Raw genomic sequence first — 16731 nt, forward strand, 5'->3', positions numbered from 1 at the left:
GTGTTTCACTTTTGCGGAAGGGGTGTGCTGGGTCAGGTCGGGAAGCTGAACCTGGCGACCTCGTCGACCCAGGCGGCGTACGCCCCGACCTCATGCGGCACCTGCTGAGTCCGGACGAGGTCGGCGTGGGCACGGAGCACCCGGGACCAGTCGGCGCACGAGCCGCAGGTGGCCCGACCGCAGCCCGCGGTGTGCTCGCGCGCGACCTGCTCGATCAGCTTCCGGAACGTCGTCCCGTCCTCGCCCGCGGCCAGCGACTCGACCACGGCCCCGAGCACCTGGACGGCCTGCGCCGGCGCCCCGACCAGGATCGCCATCAGGATCCCGAGGGCATGGTGGCCGGCCGGCTCGGTGCCCACGCTCGCCACCGGGGCCGTGCGCGCCAGCCGATAGACCGCGAGCAGCTTCCGGGCCGCTCCGGGCGTCGGGCAGAACCTGGCCAGCTCGCTCGCGAACAGCGCCTCGCCCGGGGTCATCTCGAAGCTCTCGACCGGGCTCGTACGCCCGGCCCGATCGCCCGTGCCGGTGGCCAGCGCGGCCGGCCAAGACGGCACCGCCTGACGCATCAGCGACCGCATGAACCGCACCGCGGGGTCGCCCGCGAACGCCCGCAGCCCGAACGGCACGTCGAAGACCCGGGAGAGGTACGCCGCTGGCTCCGCCACTCGGCCCCCGATCGCCCGCCGCAGCGTCTGGGCGTCCACGGCCGCCACGACCGCGACACCCTCTTGGCTGCTCAGCTCGTCGATCGCCTGCAGCACCCCGGCCGCGGTCGCCGGGTCGCACCTGTCGAGGTCGTCGACGTAGACGATGGTGCGGCTCGCCAGCGGCCCTCTCAGCGAGCCGGCCGACGGGCGCGGCGGAGGTCCGGGCGGGGCTGCCCGCAGCGCCGCCTCGTAGGCCGCGACCTCGCGGTCCATGGCCGCCAGGGCCATCGTGGTGCTCATCGGCTGTGCGCGGCGCTTGCCGCGGGTGCCGTCATCCTCGGGCACACCCGCGAGCGCCGCCCGCAGCTCGGCGGTCCGCCGCTGCGCGGCCTGGTGCTTCGCCACCAGCGGCGGCGGCTCGCTCTTCCCGGCGCTCCGCACGCTCTCGAGCACCGCGCCCGCCACGTCTCCATCGGCGTACTGGCGGGCGTCTATACGTACGTGGGTGGTGCGGGCGGGGTAGGTCTCGTCGTTCTCGGTGAGCCACTCGATGCGCTCCTGGACCTTCCGCAGGAAGGTCGACCGGCCACTGCCGGGCAGCCCCTGGACGGCGACCGAGATCGGGAGCTGGGTGCGCGCGGAGGCGAGCAGGCGGGCCAGCCGGTCGACGTCGACCCGGTGGCCGAGGACGTCGTCGTCGGTCTGGTCGAGCACCGGCGCGGGGGCGATCACGGGTTCGACCACAGGGTCGATCACGGGGCCGATCACGGGGCCGGTGACGATCGGCACCTCGGCCGTATCCCCCATCCCCGGCGACTCGACCTGCGACGGAACCGGATCCGGAGCGACCTCGACCGGGGCCGGCTCGGCTATCTCAACCACCTCCGCGGCCTCGGCGATCTCGTCCCGGGGCTCGCGCATCTCCGCGAGCGGCGTGACCGACAGCCCGAGCTCCGCCTCGACCGCCTGGAGCGCCTTGGCGAAGTCGGCGGCGCTCCAGTGCCGTCCGGCCCGGCGCTTGAACATCGCCTTGCGCAGCGCCTCGTCGAACGACGCCGGGATGTCGTCGCGTTCGATGGGCAGCGGGTCGTACTCCCGGATCCGCTCCGACAGCGCCGCGGGGGCATCGCCACGGCCCGGCCCCTCGAACGGCGTACGTCCCGCCAGCAGCGTGTAGCAGGTCGCGGCCAGACTCCAGATGTCCGCCCAGCCGCTCGGCTCGGGCGGATCGGAGAGCATCTCCGGAGCCATCCACGGCAGCGAGGTCGAATCGGCGCCGCCGGGGCGCCCGGCCGAGGAGAGGCCTCCGAAGCCGACCAGCTGCGGCTCACCGCCGCTGGTCAGCAGGATGTTGGCGGGCTTGACGTCACCGTGCAGGATCCCGTGCCGGGCGGCGACGTCGAGCGCGCCCGCGACCTTGATCGTGATGCTCAGGGCCTCGGCGACCGAGAGCCGCTCGCGCCGCCAGCGGGCCTGCAGATCGCCGCCGGTGCGGTGGTCCATCACCACGAAGCAGCGGTCGTCGTCACTGACGCCGACGGCGTGCAGCGGCAGCACATGGGGATGGGCGGCGAGCTCGGCGACCTCCTTGGTCTCCTTGGCGAGCGCGTCCTGGGTCTCGCCGCTGAGCCGGTCATTCCAGACCTTGACGACGACGTCGACCTTCTCCTGGGGCCACTCGTAGAGGAAGACCTCGGAGGAGCCGCCTGCGCCGATCAGTCGACGATGCCGGAAGCCCGGGATCGTCGGTGGCTCGTGGTGGGGACTGGCCATGGGCGGCAAGCATAGGCGTCCTACGCCTTCGCGTCGCGTCCGCTCTCAGCTCAGCATCCTGCGTGCAACGGCCCGCTGACGTGCGGTGATCCGCTCGGCATACCCCCCGGGGCTCAACGCCTCGGTGTGCGGCAGCAGGTCGCGTACGTCATCCATGCTCACCTTGTGGACCACGGGCCCGTCGGCGGCAGTGAGGTCGCGTTCAAGCCTCTGCCAGCGCAGCATCAGCGAGCCGGTGCGGTGGCCGGTGGTCTCGAGCCAGTTCGCGATCGGCCTGCCGTCCAGGGGCGGGTGCTCGGAGATCACGAAGCGCATCACGCCGTCGGGGTCGGTGACGGCCTGGGCCTTGGTGAGGCTGGTCTGGTGGGTCTCGTAGTCCGTCGAGGCGTACCAGTCCGAGCCGACCTGGATGGCCTGATAGCTGCAGTCGTCACAGCGCGGCACCTCCACCACGAGCGCCTCGTCCTCGGCCAGCTCGTAGTGACCGATCGAGGAGAACTGCGACTCCAGCCCGCCCGGGGTCCGGGCCGGGACCGTGAGCGTGTTGACCGGCTCCTTGTACTGGAAGAACTGAGGGAAGGCGAACCAGGTCTGGATCGAGCCGGTCAGCGACCGGGCGGCGACCTCGTACTTCTTGCGGAGCAACTCCTGGGTGAGCGGGCGGCGCGGCCGGCCGAGGGTGTCGGGGCGCTCGATGGTGATCGTGCCGCGGGTCTCGGTGTCCCAGTCGTTGAAGACCTCGCGCACGATCAGGGTCTTCGCGCCCGGCTCGGCCACATAGGTGAACTCGAAAGACCCGTCGTAGTCGAGCTGGAGCTTGCGGTCGTCGAAGGCCATCAGGCTGGTCGCGGCGGAGTCCGCGGTATAGGCACCGCCCATCACCTGGAAGGAGAGGTCGGCGCTGGTCCCGCGGCGGCCGCGGACGACGTACTCGACGCCCTCTCGCAGGTAGGCGTTGAAGTAGATCGCGTCGGGGTTGTCCAGGCCCTGCTTGGAGAACTGGTGGGTCGGGTTCACGAAGAGCGGCTGCTCGAGGTCGTAGTCGAACGCCGTCTGCATCGCCATCCGGATCCGGCCGGAGAGATACTCATAGCCCTCGAGCCGGTCGGCCTCGGTCCGGATGAACGGCGCGTTCGCGATCAGCTCCTCCGCCTCAGCGATCGCCCGCTGCAGCGGCTCGGTCAGGCCGTACGCCGCGCTCTGCTCGGTCACTGCGCAGCCTTCGCGATGATGTTCTCCCCGTACCACTCCAGGTGCTTGATCTTCTTCTCCAGCGGCTCGGGGTCGGCGCCCTTCACGTAGGGGTCGCGGAAGCCGACGATGCAGTCGGTGACGCCCTTGTCCTCGAGCCGCTTGATCCCGTCCAGGTCGTACGCGTCGTAGCTGATCACGTGGACCTCGAAGTCGTCCCGGGTGTCACCCTCCTCGCGCCGGATCTCGGCGAGGCGGACGAGGAGGCGGTCGAGCTCCTCACCGTCGCCGCCGGCGTGCATCCAGCCGTCGCCCTTGAGCACCGCGCGGCGCAGGGCGGCGTCGGCGTGGCCGCCGACGAGGAGCGGGATCTTCTCGGTCGGCGCGGGGCGCTGCTGGAGCGGCGCGAACTCGTAGAACTCGCCCGCATAGCCGAAGAAGTCGCCACTCGGGTCGGTGAGGCCGCGCAGGATGTCCATGCACTCGTCCATCCGCTTGCCGCGGCGTTTCCAGTCGACGCCGAGGGCGGCGAAGTCCTCCGGCCACGGGGACAGCCCGACGCCGAGTCCGAGCCGGTTGCCGGAGAGGAAGGCGAGGCTCGAGGCCTGCTTGGCGGCCAGCACCGGGGGACGCACTGGCAGCTTCACCACGAACGGAGTCAGTCTCAGCGTCTCGGTCACCGCGAAGAGATGGGCGCACAGGATGAACGCCTCGATGAACTCCTTGCCCTGCAGGAACTCACGGTCGCCGGTGTCGGTGTAGGGATAGGTGGAGTCGGACTCCTCGGGATAGATCAGGCTGTCGGCCACCGTCATGCTGGTGTAGCCGGCGGCCTCCGCCGCTTGGGCCAGCGGTGCGTAGTAGTCGGCCTGCGTCATTGCCTCGGCATAGGTGAAGCGCATGTGCCAACACTAGAACGTGTTCTAAGTTTCTGCCAGAGTGTTCGTCATGTCGCCTTCTCTCGAACGTCCCGCAGGCCTCGACTCGCCGCTGACGGCGAGAATCATCAAGTACGGCGCCCGCGCCAACACCGCGCTGTTCAAGCTGACCAACGGCCGGATCGGCGGCACCTGGCGGGTGATGGCCGGCTGGCGCAAACCCGCCCCGGTCCTGCTGCTCGAGCACATCGGCCGCAAGTCGGGCCGCACCTTCACCACTCCCCTGCTGTTCATGCGCTCGGGAGCGGATCTCGTGGTCGTCGGCTCCCAGGGCGGGCTTCCGAAGGACCCGCAGTGGGTCGCCAACCTGCGCGCCCAGCCCGACGTCGCGGTCCGCGTCCCTCGTCAGGGGCGCCGGCTCGCCCGGGCACGCGTCGCCGACCCCTCCGAGCGGGCTGAGCTGTGGCCACGGCTGCTGGAGACGTACGCCGACTTCGAGACCTACCAGACCTGGACCGACCGGGAGATCCCGGTCATCGTCCTATCACCCCGCTGAAGGAGAGACGTTCATGACTGGGCACATCAAAGGCGTTCAAGAGCTGATCGACCGCGCCGAGATCACCGACGCGTTGACCCGCTACACCCTGGCTGTCGACGACGGCGACTGGGACGCGCTCGACACGGTCTTCGCCGCCGACGCGACGATCGACTACTCCGAGTCCGGCGGTACGGTCGGCGAGCTCGCCGAGGTCAAGAAGTGGCTTGCCGAGATGCTGCCCGCGTTCTCCCAGAAGCGCCTACACACGATCGGCCAGGTCGGCATCACGTTCACCGACGAGGGCGCGGAAGTCATCGCATACTTCGACAACCCGATGGTCATCTCCGACGGGTCCGGGGGCGAGCGCGTCGTCGAGGTGGGCGGTCGATACCGCCACGCCTTCGTGCGTACGCCGGAGGGTTGGCGCTCGCGCCACCTTCACGAGGAGGTCTTCTGGACCCGCGGCTTCTGAGCCCTCAGGCCGCGCGGCCCCGGATCACCCAGTCCGCTAGCCCGGCGAGCGGAACCAACAGCTCCCGGCCCCGGTCGCTGAGTCCGTACTCCACACCCGGCGGCACCGTCGGGAAGACCGTACGCGTCACGATCCCTTCCTCCTCCAGGACGCGCAGCGTCCGGGTGAGCATGCGCTGGCTGATCCCCTCGACGCGGCGCCGCAGCTCGTTGTAGCGATGCGGCCGCTCGGCCAGCATCATCACGATCAGCAGCGTCCACTTGTCCCCGAGCATCTGCACGGCCTGTGTCACCGGACAGGTCTCGTACTCCCCCGCCGGGACCTTCTGCGGCAGGCCGGGCCCGAGCGCCGCGCTCACGATGTGTCGGGGCACATCGGTGTTCCCATCTGACATTGAAGTGCCTTCTTCCGCGAACGCCGCCGGGCGGCGAGGGTTGCTGACATCAGCAACCTATCCATGAGGGAGAAGAAGATGAGCACGATCGCGGTCCTCGGCGCCGGCCCCGGCCTCGGCATGTCAGTGGCGAGGAGGTTCGCCAAGGAGGGGTACGCCGTCGGGCTGGTCTCCCGCAGCGCTGACCGGCACCCGGGCTATCTGGAGGAGCTGTCGCCGAGCGGCGTACGCGCCGTCGCGGTCGCCGCTGACCTGCGGTCCGCGGGCGGTGCCGCCCGGGCTCTCGCCGAGATCACCTCGAAGCTGGGCCCGATCGACGTCGTCTACCACGGCCCCGGCGCCCACGACCTGAGCGCAGCTTCCGTCGGGATTCTCGAGACCGGCTCCGACGACATCAGGCGGGCGGTGGCCGAGACCGTCGAGCCGGCCGCCGAGGTCGCCGGCCTGGTCCTGCCCGCGATGCGCTCGCGCCGCAGCGGTGCCGTGGTTTACGTCTCGGGCCTCAGCGCACTCGTCCCGCTACCGTTCCTCGGCCCCTACGCCCCGGCCTCGGGCGCCCTGCGCACCTACGCCCGCACCCTGGCCGCCGCGGCAGCCGAGGACGGAGTGCACGTCGGCTCCCTCGTCGTCGGCGGCCTGATCGAGCGCGGCGACATCCACCGGATGCTCACCGACCTCACCACTCCCACCGCGTACGCCACCCTCGACCCCGACGAGCTCGCCGACGCCGTCTGGCGCCTGGCCTCCGGCGAGGAGCAAGAGCTGGTCTTCGACGTGCTCACCCAGCCCGGGCGATGAAGACATGCTCCTTGCCCGGCCGGTCCGGGGCGTCGCGTACGTCACTCACGGCAAAGCCGTGGGCGAGGAGGTCGCGCTCGATCTCCGGGCGGTCGCGGAAGCGGAGAGTGGAGAACGAGGTCAGGATCTCGTCGCCGATGGTGGTCGACCCCTCGAAGGTGACCAGCGGGAGGTCGACGACGGTGACTGTGCGAGTGACGACCGCGGTTCGGCCATCCGGGAGGTCGACGGTTGTCGGCGCGATGTCCCAGTCCTCCCAGGCCCGGACCTCGGGTCGACGGGTCTCGAAGACGAACCAGCCGCCAGGACGGAGCGCCGCGTGGACCGCGGTCAGGGTCTCGGACCAGTCCGCGTCGGAGACGAAGACCTGGGCGACGTTGCCGGTCATGACCGCCATGTCGGCAGTGCCGGAGAGGCCGGCGAGAGCGGTTGCGTCGCCGTTGATCCAGGTGACCCGGTCGGCGTATGGCTTGGTGCGGGCGACGTCGAGAGATGCCGCGGCTGGGTCGAGGCCGACGACAGTGATCCCTTCACCTACCAGCCGAACGGCGAGTGAGCCCGTCCCGCACCCGATGTCGATGACGTGACGGGCACCGAGCTCATCGGCGATCGCGACATAGGCATCCAGGTCGGAACGGTCGTCGTCAAGGACGTCGTAGAGGACTGCTTGACGTGGGTCCGCGAACGCGGCATCGGGTTCTCGCATCGGCTCCGAACCTAGCCAGGTCGCGCACCTGGACGCACCTGGTTATCCACCCGAGACCATTCGGCGGTGCCCGTCAACGCGCTTCGAGGTGGTCGATGATGGCGCGGGTGATGATCTCGGGTTGCTCAGCGTTGGCCAGGTGCGCCGAGTCGGGGACCACCAGGAGCCGGCCGTGCTGGACAGCATCGGCGATGGCCTCCAGGTGCGGGGGCGGCGTGGCGGCGTCGTCGGCACCGGCGATGGCCAGGGTCGGGGCGGTGATCGTCGGGAGATCGGGGCGGAGGTCCATGGCGGCGATGACCTCACAGCAGCCGGCGTAGCCCTCGTCCGGGGTGGCAGCGACCGTGGCCTCGCAGGTCGCCTTCACCTCGGGGTTCGCCTCGAGGAATCCCGGCGTGAACCAGCGGGTTACGACCGCCTCGGCGACGGCCTGAGTGCCGTCGGCTCGCACCGTGGCTGCACGGTCATGCCAGGCGGAGGAAGGGGCCAGATGTGCTCCGGTGCACAGGAGGACGAGGCGGTTGACGCGCTCGGGGTTGCGCGCGGCGAGCCGCATCCCAGTCATGCCGCCGAGCGAGAGGCCCACGAAGTGGGCCCGCTCGACACCGAGGCGATCCAGGAGGGCGACGACGTCGTCGACCAGGTCGTCGATCGAGTACGGGCCAGCGGGCACGGGCGAGGACCCGTGTCCGCGGGTGTCGTAGCGCACCACGCGGAAGTGCCGCTCGAGGCCGGGCAGGTTCTCGTCCCACATCGCGTGGGTCGCCCCCAAAGAGTTGGACAGCACCACCACCGGGCCGTCCGGCTGGCCCGAGACGACGTGGTGCACTCGGATGGGTTCGTAGGTGGCGTCCATGCCCGAGAATCTAGGATCGCTGACCTGTTGTTGGGAAGTATCGATTCGCGGACGATTGATACGCCCGGCGTATCAACCTCCGCGCGGCGCGCTCAGCCGAGACCCGGACGCGCGTGCAGCCCGCCACCGGACTCGTAGAGCAGACCCTTGTCCTTGATGAGCTGGCCCGCGGCGGCCAGGATCGGGCTGTCGCCCACGGCGGATCCCGCCATCGAGGCGATCGCCTCGAACATCTTGATCGCGGCGTCGTCGACAGCCGGCCAGTTCCACTCCGAGGGAGCGGCACCGATCGGCTCCACCGCGTGCCAGCGAGCCGCACGGGCCTCGGCCATCGTGTTGAGCGTGCTCCAGCCAAGGCCGCCGAGACCCACGACGCCACCGAAGTTGAGCCCGATCAGACCCCAGCCGTTGCACCGGTACTCGAAGGCTGAGGGACCGAACTCCGACTCCTCCAGCTCGACCCGGGTGATCACCGGCTCGGGGCCGGTGTTGGGGGCGTACAGCTTGAACGCGGGCCTCGCGGCGAGCAGCGAGGCCGATGCCGTCGTGGTGATCTCGGTCAACGGCTGGCCAGGTGCCGAGTAGGCATCGAAAACTCTGAAGCCGAGATCGAGGGCATAGCCGACGACGAAGCGCCGATCGTCCTGGGCGGCGTAGAAGTTGCGATTGAACACGTTGGGGGATACCTCGCTTGAGCCCTACCGGTCAGCCGACGACGTTCCTCGGGGTGACACGGTGGGATGTGGTTCGGGCAGCGCGACACTATCGCGCCGCGCGCCTCGACCTGGCAACCGGTTGGTGATCTGTGTCTCTCGCGAGTCCCTCAGGAGTAGGTGCCGCGGACGGTGTCGGTGGTCGGCAACGACTGGCAGCCGAGCCGGATCCCGTCGTCGAGGTCCTCCTGCTCGAGCACGTCGTTGCGCACCATCTTCACCTCACCCTCGAGCAGCCGGAACGCGCACGCCGAGCACTCGCCCTCGCGACAGGAGTAGGGCGCCTTGACACCCTTCGCCTCGAGGAACTCGAGCATCGGGGTGCCCGGGTCCCAGTCGTCGTACGTCGTGGTGGTGCCGTCGAGCTCGATCTCGAGCGTGGCGGGCTGCTTGGGGCCGTCGTCGACGACCTCCGTCTCCGCCTCCTCGACCGGGGCGACCTCGCCGAACGGGTTGCCGCCCAGGGAGGCGAACTTCTCCTGGTGTCGCCGCGCCCGCGGGAACTCGAGCTCCTTGAGCGCCGCGACCGTCGCCTTCATGAACGGCGCCGGCCCACAGACGAAGGCGTCGTACGTCAGATGCTCGGCCGCGAACGCCTTGAGCTGCTCACCGGTGGGCAGCCCCTGGACCGACTCGAGCCAGTGGACCACCTGGAGCCGGTCCGGGTGCTCGGCGGAGAGCCGCGCCCACTCCTCGGCGAAGATCACCGAGCGCTCGTCGCGATTGGCGTAGAAGACCACGATCCTTCCCGTGCCCTCGCGCAGGGCCGTGCGGGCGATCGAGATGATCGGGGTGACGCCCGAACCGCCGGCGAAGAGCAGGAAGTCGGCGTCGATGTCGGCAGGGGTGAAGATCCCGCTCGGCGGCAGCACGCGAAGCGTGTCGCCGGGCCGGAGATTGTCGCAGATCCAGTTGGACGCGTAGCCGTCCACGGTGCGCTTGACGGTGACCGTGAGCGGGTCGCCCGGGGCGCTGGAGAGCGAGTAGCAGCGCGCCGCCAGGCCGTCCCGGTCGCTCGGCACGGCGACGGTGAGGAACTGCCCCGGCTTCGGCTGGAACGCGTGCCTCACGTCCTCGGGGACCTCGAAGACGATCGAGTGGGCGTCGGCGGTCTCCTTGACCACGTCGCTGACAGGCAGCAGGAAAGAGTCAGTAGCCATCCTCGGCTCCGATCTGGATCCGGCCGTCGGCGACGGCTGCTTCGATGGACGCGGCCAGACGAGGGCAGCGGGCATGGACGAGCCGCTCGCCATTGGCGGCGGCCTTGCGGCGTACGAGATCCGGACACTGGGCCTGCGCCTCGGCCGTCCACTGGACGGAAGTCTGGTGCTCGCTGTTCTTCTTCACCCCGACGAGGGCGAGGCAGTCGAGGCACTCCACCTCGACCAAGCGGGCCTGGGTATAGAGCCGCTGATCCTCGACGGTGTCCTCGGACGTCGGGACGAACGAGGCCATCAACTGACCCCTGCGTCGCTCGACTCAGGGTTCTCCGCCTTCTCGGCCTCGATCCGGCGCAGGTTCTCGGCGACCTCCTCGTGCCAGAACTCGTTGGCCTTGGTGGTGTCTACCTCGAACTCGAAGCGGGCACGCATCTCGGGCTCGATGTCGGCGACGTCGACGTAGAACTGCTCGTACCAGCGGCGCAGCTGGTAGACCGGGCCGTCCTCCTCGCACAGCAGCGGGTTCTGCACCGGCGCCTTGTTCTCCCAGATCGCTACGTCCTGCAGGAACCCGTCACCGAACATGTCGGCGTACTTCCTGCCGATGAAGTTGGCGGTCTTGTCGTCGAGACCCTCGGGCTTCTTGACGGTGATGCCGTACTGCAGGAGGAACGAGTCGGGGCCGGTCGGGATGTGGCAGTTGATCAGGATCACCTCGGTCACGAAGCCCTTGTAGTCGACCTCGAGCCAGTTGATCATGTACGCCGGGCCGTAGTAGGTCGCCTCGGACTTGAGGAACATCTCGGCGTCACCGTAGCCGCCGGACACGTCCGGACGCCCTCGGGAGGCCATGTACTGCGTGGCCGTGTGGTCCTCGAAGACGTTGCGGAAGTCGGTCGGGAAGGCGAAGTGCACGTAGTAGAAGTGCGCCATGTCGACCACGTTGTCGATCAGCTCGCGGCAGTGGCTGCCCTTGATCGGGACGGTGTTCCAGATCCAGTCGGTGTAGATCTCGCGGTCGCTGACGTCGGGCAACTCCGGCGGCAGGATGTCGTAGTCGGGCTTCGACCCCTCGGGGTCGTGCCAGATCAGCAGCGAGTCGTTGCGGATCACGGTCTCGTACGCCTTCGTGCGGGCGCGCAGCGGGACACGGCGGGCGTACGGGATCTGCTTGCAGCGGCCGTCGGCGCCCCAGCGCCAGTCGTGGAACGGACAGCCGACCTCGTCGCCCTTCACCGTGCCCTGGGTGAGGTCGCCGCCCATGTGCCGGCAGTAGCCGTCGAGCACGCCCAGCTCGCCCTTGGTGTTCTCCCAGACGACCAGCTTGCCGCCGAACGCCTCGACGGCGTGGGGCTTGCCGTCCTTGAACTCGCTGGCCAGACCCAGGCAGTGCCAGCCGCGCGCGAAGCGCTCCGGCTGGGTGCCGTGGTCGAGCGTGCGGGTCTGGGTGGTGGGGTCGGCCATCGTCGTACCTTCCGCTGGGGTCTATCCAAGAAGTGGAACCTGTTCTAGTTTTATCACATGCATGTGGCCTTGACACCCGCCCAGGAGCAACTTCGCTCAGAGCTCAACTCCTATTTCGCCCAGTTGGTCACGCCGGAGCGCCGGGCTGCTCTCGCGCGAGCCTCGGGCGAGTTCGGGGATGAAGCGGACAAGGAGGTCTACCTCTCGACCATCCGGCAGATCGGCGCGGACGGCTGGCTCGGGATCGGCTGGCCGAAGGAGTACGGCGGCCAGGACCGCTCCATGGTGGAGCAGCTGATCTTCACCGACGCCGCCGCCGTGGCCGGGGTGCCGATCCCCTATCTCACGCTCAACACGGTCGGACCGACGATCATGCGGTTCGGGACCGACGAGCAGAAGGCGTACTTCCTGCCGAAGATCCTCGCCGGCGAGCTGCACTTCTCGATCGGCTACTCAGAGCCGGGCTCCGGGACGGACCTCGCCTCGCTGCAGACTCGCGCGGTGCTCGACGAGGGCTCTGGTGAGTGGGTCATCAACGGCCAGAAGATGTGGACCTCGCTGATCCAGTATGCGGACTGGATCTGGCTCGCCTGCCGGACAGAGCCGGAGGCATCGCGGCACAAGGGGCTGTCGATGATCCTGGTGCCAACATCGTCCGAGGGGTTCTCCTACACGCCGGTGCAGACCGTGGCCGGAGTGGGCACCTCGGCCACCTACTACTCCGACGTGCGCGTGCCGGCGTCGAACCTCGTCTCCTCGCGCGGCGGGGGCTGGGCGCTGATGACCAACCAGCTCAACCACGAGCGAGTTGCGCTGACCTCGGCGGCACCGCTGGTCCACTCGCTCGGACTGGTGAAGGAGTGGGCGCTGACCACGGTGCTCCCTGATGGCAGCCGAGTGATCGACGCCGAGTGGGTCCAGCTGGCCCTCGGACGAGCGCACGCACGCATCGAGGCGCTCTCGCTGATCAACTGGAAGCTCGCCTCGGACGCCGACCACGGGGTCGCGCTCTCGCCGGCCGAGGCGTCGGCGACCAAGGTCTACGGCTCCGAGCTCGCGACCGAGGTCTACCGCACGCTGATGGAGATCGTCGGACCGCAGGCCGGCCTGACGGCCGACTCCCCCGGCGCCGTGCTCGCCGGCCGCCTCGAGCGGTTCCACCGGTCCTCGCTGGTCATGACCTTCGGCGGCGGCACCAACGAGATCCAGCGAGACATCATCGGCTACGTGGGCCTCGGCCTCCCCGCCGCCAAGCGTTGACCACCCCGACCCGAGGACACCTCATGGACTTCTCCTTCACCACCGAATCCGACGACGCCGCCGAGCTCGCGGCCAAGATCATCGGCGATGCGACCTCGGTCGAGCGGCTGCGTACGGTCGAGGCGGCTGCCGGCGACCGCGGCCGCTTCGACGCCTCCCTCTGGTCCGCCCTCGGCGAGGCCGGGCTGCTCGGGCTGCATCTGCCCGAGACGTACGACGGTGCCGGGCTCGGGCTCGTCGAGCTGTGCCGGGTGCTGGTCGAGGCCGGGCGGCAGGTCGCGCCGGTACCGCTCGCCGTGCACGGGCCGTGCGGCCTGTTCCTCGCCGAGACCGCCGCGGACACGCTGACCGGCGTCGCCGACGGCTCCCGGATCCTGACGGCCGCGGTCGCCGAGGAGCACTCCCACCTGCCCGACATCCCTATGGTCGTCGCCACCGGGGACACTGTCACCGGCGTGAAGACGCTGGTCAGGGCAGGGATGATCGCCGATGCGTTCCTGGTGACCGCGGCATCCCCGGACGGCACCGTCGGGGTCTTCCTGGTCGAAGCATCCGCCGAAGGCGTCGACCGCCGCGCGCAGCACACCAGCGACGGCGACGTCACCGCGCTGGTCTCGTTCGCCTCGGCCCCCGCTCGTCGTGTCGGGGACTCCCCGGCCGCTTCCCGGCTCGGCTCGATGTTGACCGTGGCGGCGGCCGCCGAGCTGTTGGGAGTCACCGAAGGAGCCCTCTCGCTCACGTCGTCGTACGCCAAGACCCGGGAGCAGTTCGGCCGCGCCATCGGCACCTTCCAGGCCGTCTCCCAGCGGCTGGCCGACGGGTTCATCGACGTACTCGCCCAGCGGCTCACCCTCTGGCAGGCCGTCTGGCGGGTCTCCTCCGGCCTCCCCGCCGCCGACCAGGTCGCCGTCGCCAAGCTCTGGGCCGCCGACGCCGCCCACCGGCTCGCCCACACCACCGTCCACGTCCACGGCGGTGTCGGCATCGACCTCGACGGCGAGGCCCATCGCTACTTCACGACCGCCAAGCGCTTCGAGTTCGTCTTTGGCGGGGCTACCGAGCAGGCTTTGCGGATCGGACGATCTCTCGCTGCGTCCTGATTCGTACCGACGTCATGAGAGGCCCCGGCGGCTGCCGGGGCCTCTCATTTGTGGCTGGTTTTGTGCTGTATCGCGGAAAGTACCCATTGTGTGCGATAGCGCTTTGTCTCATTGACCTCAGTCAATCCCTCGTCCAGGGCTGGCCGCCTTCGAGTGGGGATCTGGATGTGTGTCCGTTGGTCTCGTGCGGCGTTCCAGCGCGGGTGGGGCCAATACGTTGTCTGGGTTGGGAGATTTAGAGCCAGGGTGCCTGGGTGGGGTGCCATTTACCTGTCTTGCGGGCTTCCAGCAGCGGTCCGGGTTTTGTTGGGGATACCTGTCCCTGACTGGGTTCATTGGTTTTGCTTTGTGTGGTAGGCTCGGCGCAGGCGTGAACGTGAAGGCCGACCACCTCAGAATGAGGCGTGCTCTGTCGCTCGGGAGACAACGGGTGTGGGGTAATCCAGGGGAACCAGGGGCGTGAACGCTGAGCTGCGAGGGTAAGTAATAGCCCGTACTGCCGGGCCTCCGAGACCAGCGAACCAGAACACATCCGCATCAGCGGGTGTGGAGAGTTCGTGCGTCGGGAGGTGACCGTGATGACCACGCTGCAGCAGCCACAACACCCTGTGCTGGGGGCGGTGGTCGCGATCACCGCCTCCCTCGAGCAGGTTGCTGAGGCGAACCCCTCGTTCATGGCCACCGACCAGAAGGCCACCACCCTGATCGAGATCGCCCGGGCCAAGGCCCAGTTGGCTGAGCTCGAGCTGCGGGTGCTCGCTGCCGCTGATGACGTCGCGGCCGAGTCCGCCGCGCGGGATGTGGCGGTGTGGTTGCATCACCACACCCACCAGCGCCCCGAGACTTTGCGTGCTGACCTGCGGCTGGCTGAGGCCCTGGATCGTTCCTATGGGCTGGTCGCGGCGGCGATGCGCGCCGGTGCGTGCAACCCGGCGCAGGCCCAGGTGATCGTGAATGCCCTCGACGATCTGCCCGCCGACCTCGACCCGGAGATCAAGATGAAGGCCGAGGAGACGCTGGTCGGCTACGCGACCCAGTTCGACCCCACCCAACTGCGCCGCCTCGGGCGTCGGATCCTGGACGTGATCGCGCCTGAGATCGCCGAGGCCGAGGAAGCCCGACGGCTCGCCGCGGAGGAGGCCCACGCTCGGAAGAAGACCCGGCTGACCATGCGCCGTGTCGGGGACGGCACCACCCGGATCACTGCGGTGGTCCCAAACGGGGCCGCGGATCGGCTCGCGACCAACCTGGAAGCGTTCGCCTCGCCCCGGCGCGACGACGGCACCCGCACCGAGACCGGCGAGTACCTGCCCTACGACCGCAGGCTGGGTCGGGCGTTGTGCCAGATGCTGGAGACCCTCGACCCGACCCGGCTTCCCGTCCATGGCGGGGACGCCACCACGGTGATCGTCACTATCGACATCGACCAGCTCCGCAAGGAAGCCGGCATCGCCAGCATCGTCGGCGGCAGCCCGATCACCGCGGCCGAGGCCCGGCGGCTGGCCTGCACCGCAGGCATCCTCCCCGCCGTCCTCGGCGGTGCATCCGAGGTTCTCGATCTCGGGCGCAAGGAACGCTTCTTCACCGCCGCCCAACGCCGAGCCCTCCTGCTGAGGTCGGCGACCTGTGAGGCCGAGGGATGCGACATCCCCGGCACCTGGGCCGAGGCCCACCACTGGATCGAATGGGCCCAAGGCGGCGCCACCGACCTCGAAAACGCCGCCCTGCTCTGCAGTCATCACCACCACCGCGCCCACGACACCGCGTACCTCCACGAACGCCTACCCAGCGGCGACATCCGCTTCACCCGACGCACTTAGAAAGTGCCAGGATCGCGAAGATCGGCACCGGGCCGGGTTCTCCATCTCGCCTGCGGCACGGACGCGATTCCACATCTTCGTCGCGGCTGTCTGTGCTGTATCGCGCCAAATGACCACGGTGTGCGATAGCGCTTCGACCTATGAGTCACTCACGGGAGGGCCGCCCGGATCGGTCTTGGACGAAGGCCGGGCAAATCGCGTGCGGCGCAGGCGGATGCATGTCATCATCGCTCGCAATTGAGAGCACTGCTCTCACTGCATCCACCTAGGAGCTCCGCAGTGACCGTCCCCCACGCCTCCCCCGACCGCCGCACCCAGATGGGCGCCGTCGCGTTTGCGATCAGTGGCATCCTCTTTGCCGTCTACGAGGTCGTTGCCCCACGCGCCGACGAGACCACGCTTGACGGAGCAGCGGCGTGGGCCTCCGCCGGCTGGAGCATCGCGCACATCAGTGCCATCGTCGGCCTCATTCTCATCCCGCTCGGCTATGGCGCGATCCGCCACTTCCTCGACGGCACACCACAGGAGAGGACCGCATATCTTGCCGCCGTCATCGGCTACATCGGCTCCGGTCTGACCATCTCCTACTACGGCGCCGAGGTCTACGGTCTCAAGGCCATCGGCGAGCGCGCCGTGGCCGACGGCGACCCCAGCCTGACCGACGTGGGCAACGACTTCCGCCTCGACCCGACCGCGATGACCGTCTTCGTGATCGGACTGCTGCTCATCGCCGTCGCCGCCGTGCTCGTCGCGATCGCGGTCTGGCGCTCGGGGTCCCTGCCCCGCTGGAGCGCCGTCCCGCTGGCAGCTCTCCTGGTCACGATGCTCCCCCAGTACTTCCTCCCGCACGCGGGGCGGATCGTCTGGGGCGTACTCGTCGCCGTCGCGGCGCTATGGCTTGCCGCTGCGCTCTGGCGTGCTTCGAGGGTCCGCTCGTAGCCTCCTCGCAACTGCGGGCCGA

Annotated in this window: 17 protein-coding genes; 7 read left to right on the top strand and 10 right to left on the bottom strand. The window is 69.3% G+C overall.

Annotated features, from left to right (window positions below):
* Nucleotides 1-32 precede the first annotated feature (32 nt).
* The 3 genes from OG801_RS00435 to OG801_RS00445 are packed head-to-tail and all read right to left on the bottom strand — an operon-like array spanning nt 33 to nt 4513.
* Nucleotides 33-2420 (bottom strand): protein kinase domain-containing protein, encoded by a 2388-nt coding sequence (locus OG801_RS00435; RefSeq protein ID WP_406032813.1) that lies wholly within the window; start codon nt 2418-2420, stop codon nt 33-35.
* Nucleotides 2421-2465: 45 nt separating this feature from the next.
* Complete coding sequence (locus tag OG801_RS00440) at nt 2466-3632, bottom strand: hypothetical protein (protein ID WP_406032815.1); 1167 nt, start codon at nt 3630-3632, stop codon at nt 2466-2468.
* Nucleotides 3629-4513: a TIGR03619 family F420-dependent LLM class oxidoreductase gene (locus OG801_RS00445; protein WP_406032817.1), complete on the bottom strand. Its 885-nt coding sequence runs from the start codon at nt 4511-4513 to the stop codon at nt 3629-3631. The genes OG801_RS00440 and OG801_RS00445 overlap by 4 nt, the downstream gene beginning before the upstream one ends.
* 46 nt (nt 4514-4559) lie before the next feature.
* Between OG801_RS00445 and OG801_RS00450 the strand changes: the two genes are divergently transcribed.
* Together OG801_RS00450 and OG801_RS00455 are read left to right on the top strand one after the other, a co-directional pair.
* On the top strand, nt 4560-5045 hold the full coding sequence (locus OG801_RS00450; RefSeq protein ID WP_406032819.1) for a nitroreductase/quinone reductase family protein: 486 nt from the start codon (nt 4560-4562) through the stop codon (nt 5043-5045).
* A gap of 13 nt (nt 5046-5058) precedes the next feature.
* The gene (locus OG801_RS00455; RefSeq protein ID WP_406032821.1) at nt 5059-5499 is read left to right on the top strand and encodes a nuclear transport factor 2 family protein; all 441 of its coding nucleotides are present in this window, start codon (nt 5059-5061) and stop codon (nt 5497-5499) included.
* Between the two features lie 4 nt (nt 5500-5503).
* Here the strand turns inward: OG801_RS00455 and OG801_RS00460 are convergent, their stop codons facing one another.
* Nucleotides 5504-5893: a helix-turn-helix domain-containing protein gene (locus OG801_RS00460; RefSeq protein WP_355021261.1), complete on the bottom strand. Its 390-nt coding sequence runs from the start codon at nt 5891-5893 to the stop codon at nt 5504-5506.
* 78 nt (nt 5894-5971) lie between these two features.
* Between OG801_RS00460 and OG801_RS00465 the strand changes: the two genes are divergently transcribed.
* On the top strand, nt 5972-6691 hold the full coding sequence (locus OG801_RS00465) for an SDR family NAD(P)-dependent oxidoreductase (RefSeq protein ID WP_406032824.1): 720 nt from the start codon (nt 5972-5974) through the stop codon (nt 6689-6691).
* Here OG801_RS00465 and OG801_RS00470 read toward each other — a convergent pair.
* The 6 genes from OG801_RS00470 to OG801_RS00495 all read right to left on the bottom strand — a co-directional run bounded on the left by OG801_RS00470 (nt 6672) and on the right by OG801_RS00495 (nt 11590).
* Nucleotides 6672-7397 (bottom strand): class I SAM-dependent DNA methyltransferase, encoded by a 726-nt coding sequence (locus OG801_RS00470; protein WP_406032825.1) that lies wholly within the window; start codon nt 7395-7397, stop codon nt 6672-6674. The two genes, OG801_RS00465 and OG801_RS00470, sit on opposite strands and share 20 nt — an antisense overlap.
* Before the next feature lie 73 nt (nt 7398-7470).
* Nucleotides 7471-8253: a 3-oxoadipate enol-lactonase gene (gene pcaD / locus OG801_RS00475; protein WP_406032827.1), complete on the bottom strand. Its 783-nt coding sequence runs from the start codon at nt 8251-8253 to the stop codon at nt 7471-7473.
* 92 nt (nt 8254-8345) lie between these two features.
* The gene (locus OG801_RS00480) at nt 8346-8927 is read right to left on the bottom strand and encodes a hypothetical protein (RefSeq protein ID WP_160023363.1); all 582 of its coding nucleotides are present in this window, start codon (nt 8925-8927) and stop codon (nt 8346-8348) included.
* Nucleotides 8928-9076: 149 nt separating this feature from the next.
* Nucleotides 9077-10126: a 2Fe-2S iron-sulfur cluster-binding protein gene (locus OG801_RS00485; protein WP_406032829.1), complete on the bottom strand. Its 1050-nt coding sequence runs from the start codon at nt 10124-10126 to the stop codon at nt 9077-9079.
* Nucleotides 10116-10421, bottom strand: a complete 306-nt coding sequence (locus tag OG801_RS00490) for a hypothetical protein (RefSeq protein WP_406032831.1) — start codon at nt 10419-10421, stop codon at nt 10116-10118. The genes OG801_RS00485 and OG801_RS00490 overlap by 11 nt, the downstream gene beginning before the upstream one ends.
* Entirely contained in the window at nt 10421-11590 is a 1170-nt protein-coding gene (locus tag OG801_RS00495; RefSeq protein WP_406032832.1) for a Rieske 2Fe-2S domain-containing protein, read from the bottom strand. The genes OG801_RS00490 and OG801_RS00495 overlap by 1 nt, the downstream gene beginning before the upstream one ends.
* Before the next feature lie 57 nt (nt 11591-11647).
* Here OG801_RS00495 and OG801_RS00500 point away from each other — a divergent pair, with 57 nt between their 5' ends.
* From OG801_RS00500 to OG801_RS00515, 4 genes are all read left to right on the top strand, one after another.
* A complete protein-coding gene (locus tag OG801_RS00500) occupies nt 11648-12850 on the top strand; it encodes an acyl-CoA dehydrogenase family protein (RefSeq protein ID WP_355021272.1) in 1203 nt (400 codons plus the stop codon).
* A 23-nt stretch (nt 12851-12873) separates the two neighbouring features.
* Nucleotides 12874-13950: an acyl-CoA dehydrogenase family protein gene (locus tag OG801_RS00505; protein ID WP_406032835.1), complete on the top strand. Its 1077-nt coding sequence runs from the start codon at nt 12874-12876 to the stop codon at nt 13948-13950.
* A 578-nt stretch (nt 13951-14528) separates the two neighbouring features.
* Entirely contained in the window at nt 14529-15770 is a 1242-nt protein-coding gene (locus OG801_RS00510; protein WP_406032837.1) for a DUF222 domain-containing protein, read from the top strand.
* A gap of 279 nt (nt 15771-16049) precedes the next feature.
* Nucleotides 16050-16709: a hypothetical protein gene (locus OG801_RS00515; RefSeq protein WP_406032838.1), complete on the top strand. Its 660-nt coding sequence runs from the start codon at nt 16050-16052 to the stop codon at nt 16707-16709.
* Nucleotides 16710-16731 lie beyond the last annotated feature (22 nt).

The organism is Nocardioides sp. NBC_00163 (assembly GCF_045206295.1).
Classification (GTDB): domain Bacteria; phylum Actinomycetota; class Actinomycetes; order Propionibacteriales; family Nocardioidaceae; genus Nocardioides.